The organism is Pseudomonas gingeri (assembly GCF_013385635.1).
In the GTDB taxonomy this organism is placed as follows: Bacteria; Pseudomonadota; Gammaproteobacteria; order Pseudomonadales; family Pseudomonadaceae; genus Aquipseudomonas; species Aquipseudomonas gingeri_A.
Window position 1 is genome coordinate 436720 of sequence record NZ_JACAPR010000013.1, and the last position, 19630, is coordinate 456349.

Below are 19630 nucleotides of genomic sequence, written 5' to 3' on the forward strand. Positions count from 1 at the left end.
CGGTGGATGGCCTTGTTATTGTTAGTCGAAGTGCACTTCGGCGCGCTGGGCGATACCGCCGGCATTGCCCGCCCAGAGTTCAGCGACGCCGGGGCTGACGATCCGTCCGCCGACTTCGAAAGGTTGCGGGGCGATCAGAGGGCACAGGCCGCGATAGGTAAAGCGCCGCAGGTTCACGTCGGGATGGACTCGACAGAAAGCGCGCAGGTTCAGGGTGGCGATCATCGGCCCGTGTACCACCAGGCCCGGATAGCCTTCGGTGGCGGTGACGTAGGGGTAGTCGTAGTGGATGCGATGGCCGTTGAAGGTCACGGCGCTGTAGCGGAACAGCAGGGTCGGTGTCGGCTCGACGGCTTCGCGCCACTCGCCCTCGACCAGAGCCTCGCCACTGCCCTGCTTGGGCGGCGTGGGTTCGCGATAGACGATATCCTGTTCCTCGCGGATCGCCAGCCGGCCATCCTGGGAATACTCATGCCGCACGGTGACGAACAGCAGCGAACCGGTGCGCCCCTGTTTTTCCTCGATATGGGTGATGGTCGAGAGTCGGGCGGCATCGTGGCCGGCGCGCAGGGCGTGGAAGAACTCCAGGCGCCCGCCGGCCCACATGCGATTGCGATTGTCCGCCGGCGGCAGGAAGCCGCCACGGGCCGGGTGGCCGTCACTGCCCAATTGGCTCTCGGCCAGCGGGTCCTGGAAAAAACACCATTGCCAGAGCGGCGGCAGTGCCTCGCCATGGGAGGGAGCGTTTTCACCAAAGGTCGCGGCAATGCGCTTGAGCAGGTTGCGACTCAGTTGGTCGTGGGCCTCTTCGGTCCGTCCCAGCCAGGCACTCAGATCCGTCACACTCATTGGAAGGTTTCCCCTTGCCGATTGTCGTTGTGTGCCGATGATGCAAGCTGAGCGCCGTTCCGAGAATTTGCATTTCAATAAACCGGCGTTCAGTTATGCTGAACGCCTAGCCGTTGACTGGAGTCGTCCATGCATTTCGACCTGGCGGATTTGCGTCTCTTCATTCATATCGCCGAATCGCCGAGCCTGACCCAGGGCGCCAGGCGCGCCTTTCTCTCGCCGGCCGCCGCCAGCGCACGGATCAAGGCCCTGGAGGCGCAACTCGACACACGCCTGCTGTACCGCGACAGTCGCGGCGTCGAGGTCACCCCGGCCGGCCAGCGGCTGCTGCAACATGCACGGCTGATCATGCGCCAGGTCGACTACCTGAAAAGCGAGTTCACCAGCTATGGCGGCGATTCCGCCGGGCATATCCGCATCTTCGCCAATACCACGGCGGTCACCGAATTCCTCCCGGAAGTACTCGCCGGGTTCCTCTCGAAACGTCCCGGGGTGACCGTGGACCTGCAGGAACGCCTGTCGCGGGATATCGTCCGTGGCGTGCTCGACGGCACCAGCGACATGGGCATCATCGCCGGCCCCGTGGAGGCCAGCGGCTTGCAGGTGATGCACTTCAGCACCGACCGCCTGGTGCTGATCGTGCCCGTGGACCATCCGCTGGCGACCCAGCAATCGGTGACACTGGGCAAGACCCTGGCCTACCAGCATATCGGCCTGCATGAAGGCAGCACCCTGCTGAGTTTCCTGCGCGAACATGTCGAGCGGTTGGGCAAGACCCTGTCGCTGCGGATCCAGGTGTCCAGCTTCGAAGCGATCTGCCGGATGGTCGAGGCCGGCGTGGGCATCGGCATCATTCCCGAATCCGCCGCGCTGCGGCACAGCCGGACCATGCAACTGGTGACTGTGGCCCTCGACGAACCCTGGGCCATTCGCGAACGCAGCATTCTGGTGCGTGAACTGGAGGCCCTGCCCGGCACCATCCGGGCCCTGATCGCGACCTTGATGCCGACGCCCGAAGCATGAATTGTCCGACGTTTTGGGTTGCACAACACCCGCGTTCAGCGGCATTCTTGGGATATTCCCCCGACAGAACTTTTTACGCCACAGGCACTCAATCAGTGCATTGATCCACGCCCTTCCCGACAGAGACGCTCATGACTTCGAAGCTGGAACAACTCAAGCAGTTCACCACCGTGGTCGCGGACACCGGCGACCTCGACGCCATCACCCGCCTCAAGCCGGTCGACGCCACCACCAACCCGTCCCTGCTGCTCAAGGCCGCCGCGCTGCCGGGCTACGCCGAGCTGCTGAAAAGCGCCGTGGCCCACGCCAAGGGCGATGTCGGCCTGGCCTGCGACCACTTTGCCGTGTCGGTCGGCAGCGGCATCCTCAAGGCCATTCCGGGGCGCATCTCCACCGAGGTCGATGCCCGCCTGTCGTTCGACGAAGCCGCGCTGCTGGGCAAGGCCAACCAGTTGATCGAACTGTATGACAAGGCCGGTGTAGGTCGTGACCGCGTGCTGATCAAGCTGGCGTCCACCTGGGAGGGCATCCGTGCCGCCGAGAAGCTGGAAAAGGCCGGTATCCAGACCAACCTGACCCTGCTGTTCTCCTTCGCCCAGGCCGCCGCCTGTGCCGACGCCGGGGTGTTCCTGATCTCGCCGTTCGTGGGCCGCATCTACGACTGGTACAAGAAGTCCAGCGGCAACGAATACACCGGTGCCGACGATCCGGGCGTGCAGTCGGTGACCCGCATCTACAACTACTACAAGTCCAATGACTACAAGACCGTGGTCATGGGCGCCAGCTTCCGCAATATCAACCAGATCGAGCAACTGGCCGGCTGCGACCGCCTGACCATCAGCCCGGATCTGCTGGAGAAACTGGCTGAGGACCAAGGCACGCTGGCTCGCAAGTTGGCGCCGGGCAACGCCGGCGAAGCGCGCCTGAACCTGAGCGAGGCGCAATTCCGCTGGGCCTCCAACGAAGACGCCATGGCCACCGAGAAACTGGCCGAAGGCATTCGCCAGTTCGCCCGCGACCAGGAAAAACTGGAAGCCCTGCTCTCCAGGTAACCTCTGCCACTGATGATCGTTCCCACGCTCCGCGTGGGAATACTTCTGTGCACGCTTTGCGCCCGCCCTTGTGACGCAGAGCATCACGGACTGCGTTACCACGCGGAGCGTGGGAACGATCGATCACGCCCCGCCTGGGAACGATCGATGGTGCTTTGCCCTGAGCGCAAAAGCGTTGTTCCTGTTCCTGCATTTTTCTCACAAACGAGCCCTGTGATACTGGCTGTCATCTCCAGTCACCTACAGGCCCGTGTCATGCACCCTCGCTTTCAACGGCTGCTCGGCAGCCAGCAATTCTCCATCGGTCTCGAACTGCCCCTGGACAATGACTGGTCCAGTCACGGCCAGCGCTCGCGCAACGAACAGCAACGCCCATTCGGCGTTCCCGACCTGGCCCTCCATGCCCAGCTCGCCCGTGCGGCGGACCAGGCCGGCTTCCGCGCCCTGTGGGTGCGCGACGTGCCGATCTACGACCCGAATTTCGGCGACGCGGCCCAGGTTTTCGAAACTTTCTCCTATCTCGGCTACCTGGCCGGCATCACCGACCAGATCATGCTCGGCACCGCCGCCGTGGTCCTGCCGCTGCGCCAGCCCTGGCTGACCCTCAAGGCCGCCAACAGCATCGACCACCTGAGCGACGGCCGCTTGTTGCTGGGTGTCGCCAGCGGCGACCGGCCGATGGAATACCCGCTGTTCGGTGTCGATTACCAGCAGCGTGGCGAATCGTTCCGCGACACCGTCGAACTGCTCCGCAGCCAGGGCCGGGAACGCCTGCCCGAGGGCGCACAATTGCTGCCACGACCCGAGCAAGCCCTGCCGCTGCTGGTGGCGGGTCTCGGCCAGCAATCGCCGGCCTGGATCGGCGAGCATATGGACGGCTGGCTGAGCTACCCGGGCACCCCGGAAGACCATCGTCGGCGCGTCGGCCTGTGGCGGGAAGTCGGCGACGACAAACCCTATGTCACCTTCTTCCACCTCGACCTGGCGGCCAATCCCCATGCACCGATGCAGCGCCTGCGGTTTGGCGGGCGAGCCGGACGACTGGCCCTGATCGATGAATTGCAGGCTCTGCGCGAGGTCGGCGTGCAGCATGTCGGACTGCATCTGCGCTACAGCGAACGCCCCCTGGACGAGGTGATCGAGGAGCTGGCGGAACACGTGCTGCCGATGTTTCACGATCCGCGTTGAGTCCTCCGTCCCGATCAATTCCGTCGCGTCGCGCAGGCGCGGAACAAGCGTAGGGCAACGCCGATGAAGCCCCCCACCGGCGTTATCGGCAGCTCCTTGCACTGACGCCTCGGGTGATGCGCTTACATCCTTGCAACAACCCTTCACAACCCCACTACAATCTCACCATTGAGCCCGGCACCCGTGGGTGCCTACACTCTCGCGCCTGCCCCAGTGAGAGATCATCATGACTGCCCCCGATACCCCTGCCCACGACGCCCGACAACGCTGGCTCGCCCTGATCGTGCTGTGCCTAGGGGTCCTGATGATTGTGCTCGACACCACCATCGTCAACGTCGCCCTACCGTCGATCAAGACCGACCTGCAGTTCTCCGAAACCTCCCTGGCCTGGGTGGTGAACGCTTATATGCTGACCTTTGGCGGCTTCCTGCTGCTCGGCGGGCGCCTGGGCGACCTGTACGGACATCGACGGCTGTTCCTGCTGGGCATCGGCTTCTTCACCCTGGCTTCCCTGGCCTGCGGCATTGCCCAGACCCAGGCCGTGCTGGTCTGGGCCCGCGCCTTCCAGGGCCTGGCCGCCGCAGTGGTCACCGCGGTCGCGTTATCGCTGATCATGGACCTGTTCAGCGAACCGGCCGACCGGGCCAAGGCCATGGGCGTCTACGGTTTTGTCTGTGCCGGTGGCGGTAGCCTGGGGGCAATGCTCGGCGGAGTCTTGACCAGCACCTTGAGCTGGCACTGGATCTTCCTGGTCAACCTGCCGATCGGCGTGGCGGTGATCCTGTTGTCCCTGCGTTTGCTGTCGAAGACCCTCAACGAGCATCCTTCCCGCGATCTCGATGTGGCCGGAGCGCTGACGGTGACCGCCTCGCTGATGCTGGCGGTGTACGCCATCGTCAATGGCAACGAGATGGGCTGGGGCTCCACCCGTACCGTCGGGCAACTGATCCTGGCGGCCGGCCTGCTGGTGGCCTTCCTGGTGATCGAAACCCGGGTCAAGGTGCCGCTGATGCCGTTGCGCCTGTTTCGTCTGCGCAACCTGGCCATCGCCAATATCGTCGGCGTGCTCTGGGCCGCGGCGATGTTTGCCTGGTTCTTCCTGTCGGCGCTGTACATGCAACTGGTGCTGGGCTACTCGCCGCTGGAAGTCGGCCTGGCCTTCCTGCCCGCGAACCTGATCATGGCGGTCTTTTCCCTGGGCCTCTCCGCCAGGCTGGTGATGCGCTTCGGCATCCGCCTGCCTCTCGCGGCCGGGCTGGCACTGGCAACCATCGGCCTGCTGCTGTTCGCCCAGGCACCGGTGCACGGCACCTTCATGCGCGATATCCTGCCGGGCATGGTACTGCTGGGGCTGGGTGCGGGCATTGCCTTCAACCCGCTGCTGCTGGCGGCGATGAATGACGTCGCACCGTCCGAATCAGGCCTGGCGTCCGGCGTGGTCAATACCGCTTTCATGATGGGCGGCGCACTGGGCCTGGCCGCACTCGCCAGTCTCGCGGCGGCGCGCACCCACCTGCACCTGAGCGCCGGATTGCCGGCATTGGATGCCCTCCATGATGGCTACCAGGCGGCGTTCCTGGTGGGTGCATTGTTTGCCGCGCTGGGTGCCGGTATCGCGGCGACCCTGATGCGCACGAAAGCCGGCAGCGACATCGGCGGCGAGGCGCCGCTGGTCAGCGGCCACTGACCCTTGCCGGGTCGGAGGAGCAGTATCTGAAAACCGCTCATGCACTGTGAATGCGGGCTTTTGTGTGCGAGCTTGTGTAGGAGCGGGCTTGCCCGCGAAGCTTCTGGCGACCTCAAGGACCTCTTCGCGGGCAAGCCCGGCTCCTACAGGTGTCCGTGTGTAGCCGGACGTCAACCCACCTCTTTCTGTTGCTCGGCCCGGCTGATATCCGCCATGAAGCGATCGGCCGGCAGCGGGTGCCCGAGCAGGTAACCCTGCAGGGAGTCGCAGCCCAGCCGGGTCAGGAAGTCCTGCTGCATATCGGTCTCGACGCCTTCGGCGACGATCCGCAACCCCAGCGCCTGGCCCAGGGCGACAATCGCCGAGACAATCGCCGCATCGTCGGTGTCGTGCTCCAGGTCGCGGACAAAACCGCGATCGATCTTCAGTTCGTTGGCCGGCAGCCGCTTGAGGTACATCAGGCTCGAATAGCCGGTGCCGAAGTCGTCGATGGACAGGTCCACACCCATGTCCGACAGCTGCTGCAATACCGTCATGCTCGCATCGGCATCGCTCATGGCGGTGGTTTCGGTGATTTCCAGGGTCAGGCTGTTGGCCGGCAGTTGGTGCCGCTCCAGGGCCCCGGCAACACTGGCGACCAGGCCGCCATGACAGAACTGCAAGGCCGAGAGGTTCACCGCGATGCGCCAGTGCTGGTAGCCCTGCTCGTACCACAGGCGCATCTGCCGACAGGCCTCGTTCAGCACCCATTCGCCGATGGGGATGATCAGGCCGGTCTTTTCCGCCAGGGTGATAAAGGTATCCGGCGGCAACAGCCCCTGCTCGGGATGCTCCCAGCGCAACAACGCCTCGGCACCGATGGGCAAGCCGTTGAGTGCATCGAACTTGGGCTGGTAGTAGAGACGGAACTGGTTGTGCTCCAGCGCCTGACGCAGATCCTGCAGCAACTGCAGTTGCTTGCGCGCATTGCCGTTCATCGAGGCGTCGAAAAAACTGTGGCCGTTCTTGCCCGCGCCCTTGGCGTGATACATCGCCGCGTCGGCATTCATCAGCAGTTCCTCGGCGGTCTGGCCGTTGCCGGGGTACATCACGATGCCGATGCTGGCGGATATCTGCAGGTCATGACCGGCCACCCGGAACACATGGGACAACAGGCTGACCTGACGTGACGCCACTTGCAGGGCATCGTCCGGATCCGTCAGTTGCGCCAGCAGGACGAACTCATCGCCACCGATCCGCGCCAGGGTGTCCTGGGTGCGCAGATCCTCACGCAGGCGCAGCGCGACCTCGCGTAGCAACTGATCGCCCATATGGTGGCCGAAGGCATCGTTCACCGGTTTGAAACCGTCCAGGTCGATGAACATCAGGGCAAAGCACCCCCCTTCGGCGGTCACCTTGTGCATCGCCTGGTCGATGCGGTCCGCCAGCAGGACCCTGTTCGGCAGGCTGGTCAGGGTGTCATGCAGCGCCAACTGGGTCAGTTCCTGGTTGGCCAGGGTCAGCGAATCGGCCAGGTCGGCGGTACGCGCCTCCAACCGGGCATCGAGGACCGAAGTCAGCAAGGCGATCGACAGCACCGCCAGGCTGGTCACCAGCACCAGCAGGTCCAGGCCCTTCACCGCCAGGACACTGTTGGCCGCGCCACAGAAGCTGCCGTCGGCGAAACTCGCCGCCGCCATGCCGGTGTAGTGCATACCTACGATCGCCAGACCCATGACCACCGCCGCGCCGCAGCGGGCCAGGCGTACATGGGGGGTGTTTCGCCGCAGGTGGAAGGCGATCCACAACGCCGCAGCCGAAGCGACCACCGCAATCACCAGCGAGGCACTGAACAGGGTCGGGTCGTAGTCGATACCGGGCTGCATTTTCAGCGCCGCCATGCCGCAGTAGTGCATCGCACTGATACCGGCGCCCATGATCAGCGCGCCAAACGCCAACTGCCACAGCGGCAGGCGCGGCTGGCTGACCAGCCACAGGGCAAAACCGCAGGACAGGATCGCGATCAGCAGCGACAGCGCGGTGAGCGGCCCGTCGTAGCCGAGCTCGATCGGCAGGCGGAATGCGAGCATGCCGATAAAATGCATCGACCAGACCCCGACACCCATCGCCAGGGCGCCGCCGGCCATCCACAGGTAGACGGCGCGACCACGGGCCGTGGCAATGCGCCCGGTCAGGTCCAGGGCGGTGTAGGAGGCCAGGATCGCCACACAGAGCGAAATGAAGACCAGCGCGGGGGAGTAACTACCAATGAGCATCGATATTCTCTGGAGCAGCGGGCCGAACGGCATTTCAGCCCGTTAAAACCCCGGATTGTACCTGCTTCATTTACGAACGCACGGGTTTAGAAATTCACTGCCACGCGCCGCACCACCCAGCGCGAGCCGGCTGGCCGGGAACACCAACTATTGATGCCCGTCCCGTTCGATGGCGTTGATGCGCTCGACCTTGGCTCCGGAGCGCGCGACCTCGAACTCCGACTCCAGGAATGACTTGACCACGCTCTTGGCCAGCTCGGCGCCCACCACCCGCGCGCCGATGGACAGGATCTGCGCATCGTTGCTCTTGCGCGCGCGTTCGGCGGAATAGGTGTCATGGGCCTGGGCCGCGCGAATCCCGAACACCTTGTTGGCGGAAATGGCCATGCCTATCCCCGTGCCACAGACCAGCACGCCCAGCCGATGGGCGCCGCCCTTGATCGCATTGGCCACCGCCAGGGCGATATCCGGATAAAGCACCGGCTCAAGCGAATGGGTACCGAAGTCTTCAACCGGATGCCCCAGGGTCTCGATGTACCGCTTGAGCACCTCCTTGAGCTCGTAACCCGCTTCGTCACACCCGATGGCCACCGAGAATGCTGTGTTCATGGCGTTTCACTCCACTGCCGTGATGAGGCATAACACTGATCATATGATCTATATATGAGAATCTGATCAAGCATTTCTCAGGCATTACACCTCAACTGTCAAGCCTGATTTGCCACAAAACACATAACACATCGGAAAACCCCCCCAAATCCCACCAACGGATCGCCATATTGTTTTGAACAGAAATCCATTGACTGATCAGAATTTCATTTGATACACATAGATTCACAGCGAAACATGACGCTGCGACCTCACAAGGATTTCACAGCAAAAAAAGCGCTGACTCGCCATTTGCCTTCAACAAAACGAACGACAACAACAATAAAGGTGTTCTCCATGAAGTCAGGTAAAACAGTACTCGCGCTGCTGGCCGTCTCCCTGCTGGCCAGCAGCGTCAGCTTCGCCCAGGGCAAGACCTACAAGATCGGTGCCGCCGTCTATGGCCTCAAGGGCCAGTTCATGCAGAACTGGGTCCGCGAATTGAAGGAGCACCCCGCGGTCAAGGACGGCACGGTGCAGCTCACGGTGTTCGACGGCAACTACGACGCCCTGACCCAGAACAACCAGATCGAGACCATGGTCACCCAGCACTACGATGCAATCATCTTCGTACCGATCGACACCAAGGCCGGGGTTGCCACCGTCGCCCGCGCCCAGGAAAACGATGTGCCGGTGATCGCCTCCAACACCAGGGTCGCCAGCGCCAATGTGCCCTACATCGGCAACGACGATGTCGAGGGCGGGCGCCTCCAGGCCCAGGCCATGGTCGACAAGCTCAAGGGCAAGGGCAACGTGGCCATCATCCAGGGTCCGATCGGCCAGTCGGCGCAGATCGATCGGCAAAAGGGTGAAATCGAAGTGCTGCTGAAGAACCCGGGCATCAAGGTCATCGAGATGAAGACCGCCAACTGGTCGCGCGCCGAAGCTCTTTCGTTGACCGAAGACTGGCTCAACGCCCACCCCAACGGCGGCATCTCCGGCATCATTGCGCAGAACGACGACATGGCCCTGGGCGCCCTGCAAGCGGTGAAATCCCGTGGCCTGTCGCCAAATGACGTCCCCATCACCGCGATCGACGGCATGCCCGACGCCATCCAGGCGGCGAAGAAAGACGAAGTCACCACCTTCCTGCAGGACGCCCAGGCGCAGTCCCAGGGCGCCCTCGACATGGCCCTGCGCACCCTGGCCGGCAAGGACTACAAGCCGCAATCGGTGATCTGGCAACGCTACGCCAAGGACCTGAAGTGGGGTGACGGCACCGACAAGACCTACATCCTGCCGTGGGTGCCGGTCACCAATGCCAACGCCGATGCGCTGTACCTGCAGGTTTCCGGGACCGCCAAGTAGCCCCGACCCGCCGGGAGGCACCAGCCCCAGGCAGTCAACGGGCTGGTGCCCTCTCACCCGGCATCGCGGCGCCGATGGTCGCCAGTGAAAACCTGTCGATCGACCGCTGGCGCACACCGTCACTCCCCGTCTTTCGAGGTCCGTTGCCATGACCAGTGTTATCGAACAACCTTACCGAAACGACCAGCCGGTCATCCCCGCCACCATGCAGGCCGTGGTCTGCTACGGCCCCGAGGACTACCGCCTGGAAGAAGTCGCGGTGCCGACACCCGGCCCCGATGAAATCCTCACCAAGGTCGAGCTGTGCGGCATCTGCATGGGCGACATCAAGACCTATCGAGGCGCGCCTTCGTTCTGGGGCGATGACGAGCAACCGCGCTACGTCAAGCCGCCGATGATTCCCGGCCACGAGTTCGTCTGCCGCGTGGTCGCCCTCGGCCCGGGCGCTGAAAAACGTGGCGTGAAAGTCGGCGAGCGGGTGATTTCCGAGCAGATCGTGCCCTGCTGGGGCTGCCGCTTCTGCAACCACGGCCAATACTGGATGTGCCAGAAACACGACCTGTATGGCTTTCAGAACAATGTCCAGGGTGCCATGGCCCAGTACATGATCTTCACCAAGGAGGGCATCGTGCACAAGGTACCGGACAGCATCCCGCCCGACGAGGCGATCCTGATCGAACCCCTCGCCTGTTCGCTGCACGCGGCCGACCGGGCAGATGTCGGTCTCGACGACATCGTCGTCGTGGCCGGTGCCGGGACCTTGGGCCTGGGCATTATCGGCGCGGTACGCCTGCGCAATCCCAAGCGTCTGATCGTCCTCGACATGAAACCCGAACGTGCCGAACTGGCCTTGCGCATGGGCGCCGATGAAGTCTGGAACCCGGCCCGGGAAAACGTCCTGGAAAAGATCCGCGCCATCACCGACGGCTACGGCTGCGATATCTACATCGAAGCCACCGGCCACCACAAGGCGGTCAACCAGGGCCTTGCGATGCTGCGCAAGCTCGGGCGCTTTGTCGAGTTCAGCGTGTTCAATGACGAGGCCACGGTGGATTGGTCGATCATCGGCGACCGCAAGGAACTGGATGTGCTCGGCTCGCACCTGGGGCCTTACATGTATCCGCGGGCCATCGACTTTATCGGCCAACGCAAGATCGACATGCGCGACGTGGTGACCCATAAGTTCGCCCTGGCGGACTTCAAGGATGCCTTCGCAGTGATGGAGCGTGGCGATCGCTCCCTGAAAGTCGTGCTGGAACCATGAGCCAGCGCTTTCCCGGCAATGAAGGCACGGCGATCGTCAGCGAACTGGTGAGCGTGATCGTCGCCAACCGCGAGTACCTCGGCGAAATCGACGGGGCCATTGGTGACGGCGACCACGGTGTCAACATGGCCAAGGGCTTTTCCCGCTGCGGCAAGAGCCTCGAGGGTCGACAACTGTCGCTGGCCGATGCCCTCGACGAACTGACCCTGAGCCTGATGGAGGGTATAGGTGGCTCCATGGGACCACTGTACGGCAGCCTGTTTATCGGGATGGCCGATGAAGTGCGCGGCGTAGACTCGATCGATGCCGCACATTTCGCCCGGCTGTTGCGCGGCGGCCTGACCTCGTTGCGGGACATCACCGACGCCAGGGTAGGCGACAAGTGCCTGATGGACACCCTGATTCCCTCGGTCGCGGCCTTCGAGCGGGCCTTTCTCGACGAACGTCCGTTCAGCGAAGGCTTGAACGACATGAAGAGTGCCGCCTCCCAGGGACGAGACTCGACCAGGGATCTGATGGCCAGGGTCGGTCACGCCAGTCGCCTCGGCAAGCGCTCGCTGGGAGCACTGGATGCCGGCGCCGTATCGTGCTGCCTGATTCTCACACGACTGGCGGATTCGGTGCAGGATCGCCTGCTCTGAGCCGTGACCTGCCCCGTCAAAAGGTACGCGTTATCAGACGTCGTTCCCGGCCAGTTCTGAAATCTCGATCAGGTTCAGGTCCGGATCACGCACATACACCGAACGGATCGGCGCGGTGGCTCCGGTGCGCATCACCGGACCCTCGATGATCGGCCAGTCGACCTGGCGCAGCCGCTCGATCACCGCCTCCAGGGGAATCGCGGCGATAAAACACAGGTCCAGCGCCCCCGGCACCGGCAGGTGGGCCTTGGGCTCGAACTCATGCCCCCGCACATGCAGGTTGATCTTCTGGTTACCGAAACGGAAGGCCTTGCGTCCGCCGGCAAAGGTTTCCAGTTGCATGCCCAGCACGCGCACATAGAAATCCTCGGCGGCAACGGGATCGATGGTGGTCAGTACCAGGTGGTCGAGATGGTCGATCATGGGTTCAGTTCCTGAAGGCGGTTGGAAGGCACTTGCTTGTCGAGGTTGGCAACGTGGGCCGGAATCATCGGTTCCTGAAGAAGTGAGGGATTGTCAGCGGGGACAGGCAACCTGAAAATCCGTGAATGATCCATGACCCTTTCCATTCAGGAAAGGCTCACAAACTCTGTGGGAGCGGTGCTTGCCCGCGAAGAGGCCTTCATGGTCGCAAGAAATCTCCTGGCCGGGCCGGATCTCGCCGCCTGCGAAAACCTACCCGACTGGCGGCTGACCACTCAGGAACTCGAACAGTCGCAGGGCCTCCGGTGCCAGTCCGCCCCGGGACTTCACCCCCAGGTACAAGGTGCGTCGCGCCCAGGCATCGCTCAGCTCGATCGCCCGCAAACCCGCACCCAGCAGTTCGGGACGCACCGCCGCCCGGGGCAGGACGCCGATGCCCAATCCGGCCTCGATCATCCGGCAGATGCCGTCGAAGCTGCTGACCTGGATGCGTACGTTGAGCACCTTGCTGGCCCGATGGGCCGCGTCGGTAAGCCGGCGCAGCAACGAACTGCCCTGGTTCAGCGCCACATAGTCAAAGTCCAGGGTATCGACGAAGGCGATGGTATCCAGGCCGGCCAGCGGATGATCCGGCGGTACCAGCAACACCAACTGGTCAGTGCGGTAGGCAAAGGTCTCCAGTCCCGGCGCCGGGACATTGTCGGCAAACACGCCGATATCGGCCCGTCCGGTTTCCACTGCGTCGATGGTCGCCTCGCTCAGCGCCTCCTCCAGGCTGATACGCACCTGCCGGTTGTGGGACAGGAACTGTGCCAGGTCCCGGGGCAGGAATTGCACCACCGCGGAGGTATTGGCCCAGACCTTGGTGCTCGGCGGCCAGCAGAAACAGCCGCAGGGATTGCAGGTCGAAATGCGCGGGATTAATCATGCTGCCTCTCCGGGAATTCACGTTTGATCCGCTCGATATAGCGGGCCACTGCCGGAGCCTTCTCGAAGCGGCGATGGATCAGCGACAGCCAGGACGTGGCCTGACAGCCCTCGATCGACCGATAGACCACATTCGGCAGGTTGATATGGCCGATGACCGATTCGGGCACCACCGCCACGCCCTGGCCCAGGGATATCGCGGCGATCACCGCCACCAGCCCGCCGGGTTGCGGCCCCAGTTTCGGCGCGTAACCGCCCTGGGTGGCGACCTGCAAGGTACCGCTGATCTGCTCCGGCAGCACGAAGGTTTCGTTCTGCAGATGCTCGGCGCCGATGTTTTTCAGGCGACACAACCAGCTGTCGTCGGCCATCGCCAGCACAAACCCTTCGGTATTCAGGCGCACGGCGTCAACACCTTCGGGCAGGGACATGGGCGAGCGCACATAACCGATATCGAAACGACCCTCGGCGATCAACCCCGGCAATGTCGCCATGGGCGTTTCCCGCACGTTGAGGCTGACATCGGCAAAAGCCCTGACAAAGGCCTTGACCTGGTGCTGCAACACCCCGGAATACACCGCCCCGGCGACATAGCCCAGTTCGATATGGCCGATCTCGCCACGTCCGGCCCGCTGCGCATTGCGTTGCGCAGACTCGAACTGGCGCACCGTCGCCTCGGCTTCCGGCAGCAGCGCGGCGCCCGCCTCGGTCAGGCTGACCTCGCGTTGCCCGCGCAGGAACAACCGGGTGCCCAGGGCGTTTTCCATATCCTGGATCTGCCGGCTCAGAGTTGGCGGGGCGATATCCAGCTGTTCCGCCGCGCGAGTGAAATTGCGCTGCCGGGCAACGGCCAGGAAATAACGGAAATGACGAATTTCCATACAGGCATTAGCTCAAAGGTAATGAAGTGTCGAGGCTGGCCTAACAAAGCCGGGGCGGGCCCGCGTTAAGCTGATCTTACCGCCACAGTAGAGAGCCTTGAGCATGTCCGTCAAATTCCTTGCCCCGTTGTCTTGTGCCTGCCCGGGCATGCCGCCGGTCGCGGCGGCTGATTCGACAGCTGTCATTGCCCGACGGGCAATCCTTGATTTCGAATGGGCCCGCCCATGAGCCGGGTCAGCCCGCGCCTGACGCTGCTGACAGCGTCCGGCGTCTGTTCGCTGATTGTCCTTGACACCAATATCGTCGCCGTCACCCTGCCGAGCATCGCCCGCGACCTGGGGGCGAATTTCGCCGATATCGAATGGGTGGTCAGCGCCTATATGCTGGCCTTCGCCGCCCTGCTGCTGCCCGCCGGCAGCATCGCCGACCGCTTCGGGCGCAAGAAGACCCTGCTCTGGGGCCTGAGTCTGTTCATTCTCGCCTCCCTCGGTTGCGGCGCCGCGCCGAGCAGCCTGCTCCTCGATATCGCCCGGGCGATCAAGGGCGTCGGGGCCGCGCTGCTGCTGACTTCCGCCCTCGCCTCCATCGGCCATACCTTTCACGATGAAGTCGAGCGGGCCAAGGCCTGGGCCTTCTGGGGCGCCTGCATGGGCGTGGCGATGACCGCCGCACCAACGGTCGGCGGCCTGATCACTCAGTACCTGGGCTGGCGCTGGATCTTCTTTATCAACCTGCCCATCGGCCTGTTGCTGATGGCGCTGGTCCGGCATGCGGTACCGGAGTCCCGCGACAGCCAGTCGGCCCGTCTCGATCCCTGGGGCAGCCTGGCCTTCAGCGGTGCGCTGCTGTGCCTGATCTGGGGCCTGATCGAGGCGAACCAGATCGGCTGGAGCAACCCGCTGACCTACGCCCGGCTGCTGGGTGGCGCCGTGTTGCTGGGTCTGTTCGTGGTGGTCGAGCGGGTGCAGAAACGGCCCATGGTCGACCTGCAGTTGTTCCGTCATCCACGCTTTATCGGCGCCCTGCTGGGGATGTTCGCCTACGCCGGCTGCGCCCAGGTGATGATGACGCTGCTGCCGTTCTACCTGCAGAACGGCCTGGGACTGTCGGCCATCGCCTCGGGCCTGGGCATGCTGCCCTTTGCCCTGACCATGCTGATCTGCCCGCGTATCGGCGTGCGACTGGCCTCGCGCCTGGAGCCCGCGACCCTGATGGCCAGCGGACTGACCCTGGTGGGCTGCGGCAACCTGCTCAGTGCCTGGGCGGTCAGCAGCGGCGGCTACCTGGGCTTCGGCCTGGCAATTGCCGTGACCGGCGCCGGTGCCGGGTTGCTCAATGGCGATACCCAGAAAAACATCATGGCCTGCGTCCCCCGGGAACGCGCCGGCATGGCTTCGGGCATGAGCACCACCATGCGCTTCAGCGCGATCATGTTGGCCATCGGCGTGTTCGGCGCGTTGCTCGCCGGCCATACCCAGGACCTGCTCCAGACCAGTCTCGGCACACAGGCCGCAGCGTGGCTCGATCAGGCCCAGGTCATTGCGTCACGGGTAGTGGCGGGCGATATGCCGGCGGCCATGGCCGTGCTGCCGGAATCCGCACGCGTCGTGGTGCAACCACTGGCTCGCCAGGCCTTTGTCGGTGGCTTTGGCACGGTGCTCTGGGTCGCGGGCCTGCTGGCGCTGTTCGGCGCCCTGGTGGTGGGCACGCTGATGCGCAATCCACTCCCCGGCACACCAGCCTTTTCCCTGGCCAGGGAGTAGGCCCGGCGGAGCGGCTGGGGAACTGATGGGGAAGCGCGGTCCGACGAGCTACTGGTCGGCACCGCGCGTCCTGGCACCCGCCAGAGGCGCATTCAGCGATGCCATCAAGCGCTCGGCATTTTCCGCGCACGGCATGTCCGCCGGTTTGCTCCTGATACTGTTCACCACCCCGAGCAGTTGCAGCTTGCTCTGGGCCAGGCGTGCCTGCATGGCCTCGATCTGAGCGATCTTGCGCTCCAGGCTCTCGATCATTTCCGCGTGGTCCCAGACACCCGGTTCGGAAGCCGGCACCAGCGCCCGCAGTTCCTCCAGACTGAAGCCCGCCTGCTGCGCGCACTGGATGATCGACAACGTCTGCAGCACCTCGGACGGATACTCCCGATAGCCATTGGCCTGGCGATGCACCTTGCGAATCAGGCCCTGGGCTTCATAAAACCTGATCTTCGAGGCCGCCAAGCCGCTGCGTTGAGCCAGTTCACCGATTTTCATGGAAATCCTCATGTCAGGGCTTGACATTAAAGTTAACTTTAAGCTTAGCCTGAACTCCCCACCACCCCGGAGTCAAGCATGTCACCCTTCCAAGCATTGCCGCTACCCAACGGCGTACAGATCCCGAATCGCATTGCCAAGGCTGCCATGGAAGAGAACATGGCTGACCTGGATAACGCGCCTTCCGCTCAGTTGATGGAACTCTATCGCGCCTGGGCCGATGGCGAACCTGGCCTGTTGCTGACCGGCAACGTGATGATCGACCGGCGCGCCATGACCGGTCCCGGCGGCGTGGTGCTGGAAGATGAGCGGCACCTGCCCAGATTCCGCCAATGGGCTGAAATCGGCCGGGCCAAGGGTGCGCAGTTCTGGATGCAGATCAACCATCCCGGACGCCAGACCATGGCCAATCTCGGCCAGATCGCCAGGGCACCTTCAGCGGTCCCGCTGGAGCTGGGTGGATTCTCGAAGATGTTCGCCGAGCCCCGGCCCATGAGCGAAGCCGATATCGAGGACGTCATCAGCCGCTTTGCCCGCAGCGCCCGACTTGCCGAACAGGCGGGTTTTACCGGCGTGCAGATTCATGCCGCCCACGGTTATCTGCTGAGCCAGTTCCTCTCGCCGCTGAGCAATCAACGGACCGATCGCTGGGGCGGCCCCCTGGAAAACCGCGCCCGGTTGCTGTTGTCGGTGGTCAAGGCGGTTCGGGCGGTGGTGTCACCGACCTTCTGCGTGGCAGTCAAGCTCAACTCGGCGGACTTTCAGCGCGGCGGCTTCGACGCTGATGATGCGCGCCAGGTGATCGAATGGCTGAATGACTTGCCGGTGGACCTGGTGGAACTCTCGGGCGGCAGCTACGAGGCCCCGGCCATGCAGGGCGAAGCCCGTGACGGGCGGACCCTGGCACGGGAGGCCTACTTCATGGAAATGGCCGGTGCACTGGCGAAGGTAGCGACCATGCCGGTGATGGTCACTGGCGGCATCCGCCGCCTGCCCGTTGTCGAGCGGGTGCTGGACAGCGGCATCGCCATGGTCGGTATCGGTACCGCGTTGGCACTGGAACCGCACCTGCCCCGGCACTGGCGCGAAGGCCGCGATACGCATCCGCAGTTGCAGCCGATCCGCTGGAAGCAAAAAGCGCTGGCATCGCTGGCGAGCATGGCGGTGGTCAAGTTCCAGTTGAAACGCCTGAGCAAGGGCCGCCGCCCACGGCCCGAGGTGTCAGCGCTGTGGGCACTGGTGCTGGATCGGTTGTTTATCGGGCGGCGGACGAAACAGTATCGCCGCGAGATGAGTCGACTGCCGACCAGTGTCTAGCCGACAAATCGATCGTTCCCACGCTCCGCGTGGTAATGCAGCCCATGACGCTCTGCATTACAAGAGCGGACGCAGAGCGTCCAGAGAGGCATTCCCACGCTGGAGCGTGGGAACGATCAATCGGCGCACGCCGTCCCCTGTAGGAGCCGGCTTGCTGGCGATGGCGGCAGGACAGCCACCTCCGCCGTGAATGTCGTGCGCTGTCAACGCCCCGCAAACCGCAACCGCGACAGCATCTTCAGGTCCCCGTCCTGATAATACCCATCGCTCCAGCTATTGTCCGGCGACAGCGGCTGGACCTGCTTGAGCGCCAGCTTTTTCGCGTAATAGCGGAACCGGTAATGCTCGTAGAAGCGCAGGATCTCCAGGCCATAACGGTCCGCCAGGTCGACATCGCCACGTATCACCAGGAAATTCTCGTCATTGCCGTCACTGGCGCCGACGCTGAGGTTGTGGCTGCCGCTGATGATGGTCGGCGAGTCGGTGGTGAAGTCGCTGACGATGGCCTTGGTGTGCACCAGCAGCCGGCCCTTCTGACCGTTGAGCCCTTCCTTGATCCAGCCTTCCAGGCCGGTATTGAGCAGCGCCGTGGCGACAAAGTCGTCGGTGCGGTCGGCGTGGATGCCGGAAATACTGCTGGCAGTGTTCTGCAGGCCATAACGCAAGACATCGTCATGGGGCTGGCCGAGCAAGGCATCGAGAATCTGCTGGGGCAAGGCGAAGGCCGTGGCGAATAGCAGGTCCTTGCGCGCCGCGGTGATGATCTGCTCGAACTCCTTCAGGTCGCCCTGGCCGGTGCGCGGGGAAAACCCGGCGAACAAGGGTTGGGCCGGGTTCATCGGATTGTTCTGGGTAATCCACTTACGGGTCGCCGCCACATTCGCCGGGGCTGCCCAGATCTGCTCGAAAACCTGGGTGTACTCGCCGGCCAGGCGGCTGTCGTCGAGCACATGCACCACGTTGGCCTGGCGATAGACGCCATTGGCGGTGAAGTTGGTGCTGCCGCACAGCACCGCTTCGGGCCGATATTCGCCACTGGCGTCGCGCTGGCTGAGGACGATGAACTTGTCGTGGAAGATATTACTGGTCACCCGCCCGCGCTTGCCCTCGGCGGGAATCGCCGCCAGGTTCTGCTCATTGAGGGTGGTGTCGTCGTCACCGACCTTGGCGTGGTACAGCACGCGGATCCGCGCACCACGCTGCTGGGCGGCATTGACGGCATCGACAATCGCCTTCAACTGGTACTCGTAGATGGCGATATCCAGCCCCCACTGTGCATCCGTGGCACGGGCGATAAAACCGAGCAGTTCTTCCAGCAGGCCATTCTCCAGCCACAGGCGCGCGGCGTCGGGCCAGGCCTCGATGGGCAGGTCTTTCTGGGTGGTGAGCTGCTTGTCAAGGTCGGGAAACTTGCGTTCGAAACCCTGGCTCGCCGCCACCGCGCGATTGAAGATCACCCGCTGGTTTTTCGGCAGGCCGTTGTCGGTGGTTACCGTGACCGCCAGCGACTCGCCCAGTTGTGGCGCATCGGGCGTGCCGTAGGCCAGGTGCACGCGGTAATTGCAGGTGGTGCCGGGCTCGACGTTGTAGTCGGCCCAGCGGAATTTCTGCAACGGCGCCAGATCGCTGGGGGTGGCGTGGTACTGGGGAAAGGTGTGCTCCTTGCCGGGAAAGGTCAGGCTGTTGAAGAGAAACAGCCAGGGCTTGGTCCCCACCTGGCGCTCGATGGCAAAACCCAGCAGGCCAGCCCGCTTCGACTCCGCCAGGTCCATTGCCAGCAGCACCCCGCTGGTGCCGGCATACGCCTTGACCCGGAAATCATCCTGGGCGTTGGTTTGCAGTACGCGCATTAATCACATCCTTGAGCCGTTTGCTGTGGCCATCGAGCGTAGCGAATTTTCATGACGCCAGGCA

General features: G+C 63.7%; 17 protein-coding genes. 9 read left to right on the forward strand and 8 right to left on the reverse strand.

Features of this window, described 5'->3' with window-relative positions; genetic code table 11:
- Positions 1-21: 21 nt before the first annotated feature.
- A complete protein-coding gene (locus HX851_RS42965) occupies positions 22-849 on the reverse strand; it encodes an HTD2 family dehydratase (protein WP_177064050.1) in 828 nt (275 codons plus the stop codon).
- A gap of 129 nt (positions 850-978) precedes the next feature.
- On the opposite strand from HX851_RS42965, the gene HX851_RS42970 reads away from it, so the two are divergent.
- The 4 genes from HX851_RS42970 to HX851_RS42985 all read left to right on the forward strand — a co-directional run bounded on the left by HX851_RS42970 (position 979) and on the right by HX851_RS42985 (position 5799).
- Positions 979-1872 carry a LysR family transcriptional regulator gene (locus HX851_RS42970; protein ID WP_177061637.1) on the forward strand — a complete coding sequence of 298 codons (894 nt, stop codon included), beginning with the start codon at positions 979-981 and terminating at the stop codon, positions 1870-1872.
- A 131-nt stretch (positions 1873-2003) separates the two neighbouring features.
- Positions 2004-2924, forward strand: a complete 921-nt coding sequence (tal, locus tag HX851_RS42975; RefSeq protein ID WP_177061635.1) for a transaldolase — start codon at positions 2004-2006, stop codon at positions 2922-2924.
- Positions 2925-3179: 255 nt separating this feature from the next.
- Positions 3180-4112 carry a TIGR03571 family LLM class oxidoreductase gene (locus HX851_RS42980; RefSeq protein ID WP_177064051.1) on the forward strand — a complete coding sequence of 311 codons (933 nt, stop codon included), beginning with the start codon at positions 3180-3182 and terminating at the stop codon, positions 4110-4112.
- Positions 4113-4338: 226 nt separating this feature from the next.
- A complete protein-coding gene (locus HX851_RS42985; protein WP_177061631.1) occupies positions 4339-5799 on the forward strand; it encodes a DHA2 family efflux MFS transporter permease subunit in 1461 nt (486 codons plus the stop codon).
- Positions 5800-5969: 170 nt separating this feature from the next.
- On the opposite strand, the gene HX851_RS42990 is transcribed toward HX851_RS42985, so the two are convergent.
- Both HX851_RS42990 and rpiB read right to left on the reverse strand, forming a co-directional pair.
- On the reverse strand, positions 5970-8054 hold the full coding sequence (locus tag HX851_RS42990) for a putative bifunctional diguanylate cyclase/phosphodiesterase (RefSeq protein ID WP_177064052.1): 2085 nt from the start codon (positions 8052-8054) through the stop codon (positions 5970-5972).
- A 147-nt stretch (positions 8055-8201) separates the two neighbouring features.
- Positions 8202-8663, reverse strand: coding sequence for a ribose 5-phosphate isomerase B (gene rpiB, locus HX851_RS42995; protein WP_177064053.1), 462 nt, complete (start codon positions 8661-8663; stop codon positions 8202-8204).
- 336 nt (positions 8664-8999) lie between these two features.
- Between rpiB and HX851_RS43000 the strand changes: the two genes are divergently transcribed.
- The 3 genes from HX851_RS43000 (at position 9000) to dhaL (ending at position 11915) form a co-directional block, all read left to right on the forward strand.
- Positions 9000-10010: a substrate-binding domain-containing protein gene (locus HX851_RS43000; RefSeq protein ID WP_177064054.1), complete on the forward strand. Its 1011-nt coding sequence runs from the start codon at positions 9000-9002 to the stop codon at positions 10008-10010.
- Positions 10011-10158: 148 nt separating this feature from the next.
- Positions 10159-11274: an MDR/zinc-dependent alcohol dehydrogenase-like family protein gene (locus tag HX851_RS43005; RefSeq protein WP_177061623.1), complete on the forward strand. Its 1116-nt coding sequence runs from the start codon at positions 10159-10161 to the stop codon at positions 11272-11274.
- Positions 11271-11915: a dihydroxyacetone kinase subunit DhaL gene (gene dhaL / locus HX851_RS43010; protein WP_177061621.1), complete on the forward strand. Its 645-nt coding sequence runs from the start codon at positions 11271-11273 to the stop codon at positions 11913-11915. Before HX851_RS43005 ends, dhaL begins: the two co-directional genes overlap by 4 nt.
- Positions 11916-11948: 33 nt before the next feature.
- Here the strand turns inward: dhaL and HX851_RS43015 are convergent, their stop codons facing one another.
- From HX851_RS43015 to HX851_RS43025, 3 genes are all read right to left on the reverse strand, one after another.
- The gene (locus HX851_RS43015; RefSeq protein WP_177061619.1) at positions 11949-12338 is read right to left on the reverse strand and encodes a VOC family protein; all 390 of its coding nucleotides are present in this window, start codon (positions 12336-12338) and stop codon (positions 11949-11951) included.
- Positions 12339-12590: 252 nt separating this feature from the next.
- A complete protein-coding gene (locus HX851_RS43020; RefSeq protein WP_177061710.1) occupies positions 12591-13259 on the reverse strand; it encodes a LysR substrate-binding domain-containing protein in 669 nt (222 codons plus the stop codon).
- Complete coding sequence (locus HX851_RS43025) at positions 13259-14146, reverse strand: LysR family transcriptional regulator (RefSeq protein WP_177064055.1); 888 nt, start codon at positions 14144-14146, stop codon at positions 13259-13261. Before HX851_RS43025 ends, HX851_RS43020 begins: the two co-directional genes overlap by 1 nt.
- A 225-nt stretch (positions 14147-14371) precedes the next feature.
- Here HX851_RS43025 and HX851_RS43030 point away from each other — a divergent pair, with 225 nt between their 5' ends.
- Entirely contained in the window at positions 14372-15910 is a 1539-nt protein-coding gene (locus HX851_RS43030) for an MFS transporter (RefSeq protein ID WP_177064056.1), read from the forward strand.
- A 48-nt stretch (positions 15911-15958) separates the two neighbouring features.
- Here HX851_RS43030 and HX851_RS43035 read toward each other — a convergent pair whose 3' ends face one another.
- On the reverse strand, positions 15959-16399 hold the full coding sequence (locus HX851_RS43035) for a MerR family transcriptional regulator (protein ID WP_177061614.1): 441 nt from the start codon (positions 16397-16399) through the stop codon (positions 15959-15961).
- A 78-nt stretch (positions 16400-16477) separates the two neighbouring features.
- Here HX851_RS43035 and HX851_RS43040 point away from each other — a divergent pair, with 78 nt between their 5' ends.
- Complete coding sequence (locus HX851_RS43040) at positions 16478-17716, forward strand: NADH:flavin oxidoreductase/NADH oxidase family protein (protein ID WP_177064057.1); 1239 nt, start codon at positions 16478-16480, stop codon at positions 17714-17716.
- A gap of 203 nt (positions 17717-17919) precedes the next feature.
- Here the strand turns inward: HX851_RS43040 and HX851_RS43045 are convergent, their stop codons facing one another.
- Positions 17920-19566: a phospholipase D-like domain-containing protein gene (locus HX851_RS43045; RefSeq protein ID WP_177064058.1), complete on the reverse strand. Its 1647-nt coding sequence runs from the start codon at positions 19564-19566 to the stop codon at positions 17920-17922.
- Positions 19567-19630 lie beyond the last annotated feature (64 nt).

Bases quoted from the DNA above. Each gene is read 5' to 3' on its own strand.
- HX851_RS42965 (WP_177064050.1), bottom strand. From the start codon at position 849: ATGAGTGTGACGGATCTGAGTGCCTGGCTGGGACGGACCGAAGAGGCC.
- HX851_RS42970 (WP_177061637.1), top strand. From the start codon at position 979: ATGCATTTCGACCTGGCGGATTTGCGTCTCTTCATTCATATCGCCGAA.
- tal (WP_177061635.1), top strand. From the start codon at position 2,004: ATGACTTCGAAGCTGGAACAACTCAAGCAGTTCACCACCGTGGTCGCG.
- HX851_RS42980 (WP_177064051.1), top strand. From the start codon at position 3,180: ATGCACCCTCGCTTTCAACGGCTGCTCGGCAGCCAGCAATTCTCCATC.
- HX851_RS42985 (WP_177061631.1), top strand. From the start codon at position 4,339: ATGACTGCCCCCGATACCCCTGCCCACGACGCCCGACAACGCTGGCTC.
- HX851_RS42990 (WP_177064052.1), bottom strand. From the start codon at position 8,054: ATGCTCATTGGTAGTTACTCCCCCGCGCTGGTCTTCATTTCGCTCTGT.
- rpiB (WP_177064053.1), bottom strand. From the start codon at position 8,663: ATGAACACAGCATTCTCGGTGGCCATCGGGTGTGACGAAGCGGGTTAC.
- HX851_RS43000 (WP_177064054.1), top strand. From the start codon at position 9,000: ATGAAGTCAGGTAAAACAGTACTCGCGCTGCTGGCCGTCTCCCTGCTG.
- HX851_RS43005 (WP_177061623.1), top strand. From the start codon at position 10,159: ATGACCAGTGTTATCGAACAACCTTACCGAAACGACCAGCCGGTCATC.
- dhaL (WP_177061621.1), top strand. From the start codon at position 11,271: ATGAGCCAGCGCTTTCCCGGCAATGAAGGCACGGCGATCGTCAGCGAA.
- HX851_RS43015 (WP_177061619.1), bottom strand. From the start codon at position 12,338: ATGATCGACCATCTCGACCACCTGGTACTGACCACCATCGATCCCGTT.
- HX851_RS43025 (WP_177064055.1), bottom strand. From the start codon at position 14,146: ATGGAAATTCGTCATTTCCGTTATTTCCTGGCCGTTGCCCGGCAGCGC.
- HX851_RS43030 (WP_177064056.1), top strand. From the start codon at position 14,372: ATGAGCCGGGTCAGCCCGCGCCTGACGCTGCTGACAGCGTCCGGCGTC.
- HX851_RS43035 (WP_177061614.1), bottom strand. From the start codon at position 16,399: ATGAAAATCGGTGAACTGGCTCAACGCAGCGGCTTGGCGGCCTCGAAG.
- HX851_RS43040 (WP_177064057.1), top strand. From the start codon at position 16,478: ATGTCACCCTTCCAAGCATTGCCGCTACCCAACGGCGTACAGATCCCG.
- HX851_RS43045 (WP_177064058.1), bottom strand. From the start codon at position 19,566: ATGCGCGTACTGCAAACCAACGCCCAGGATGATTTCCGGGTCAAGGCG.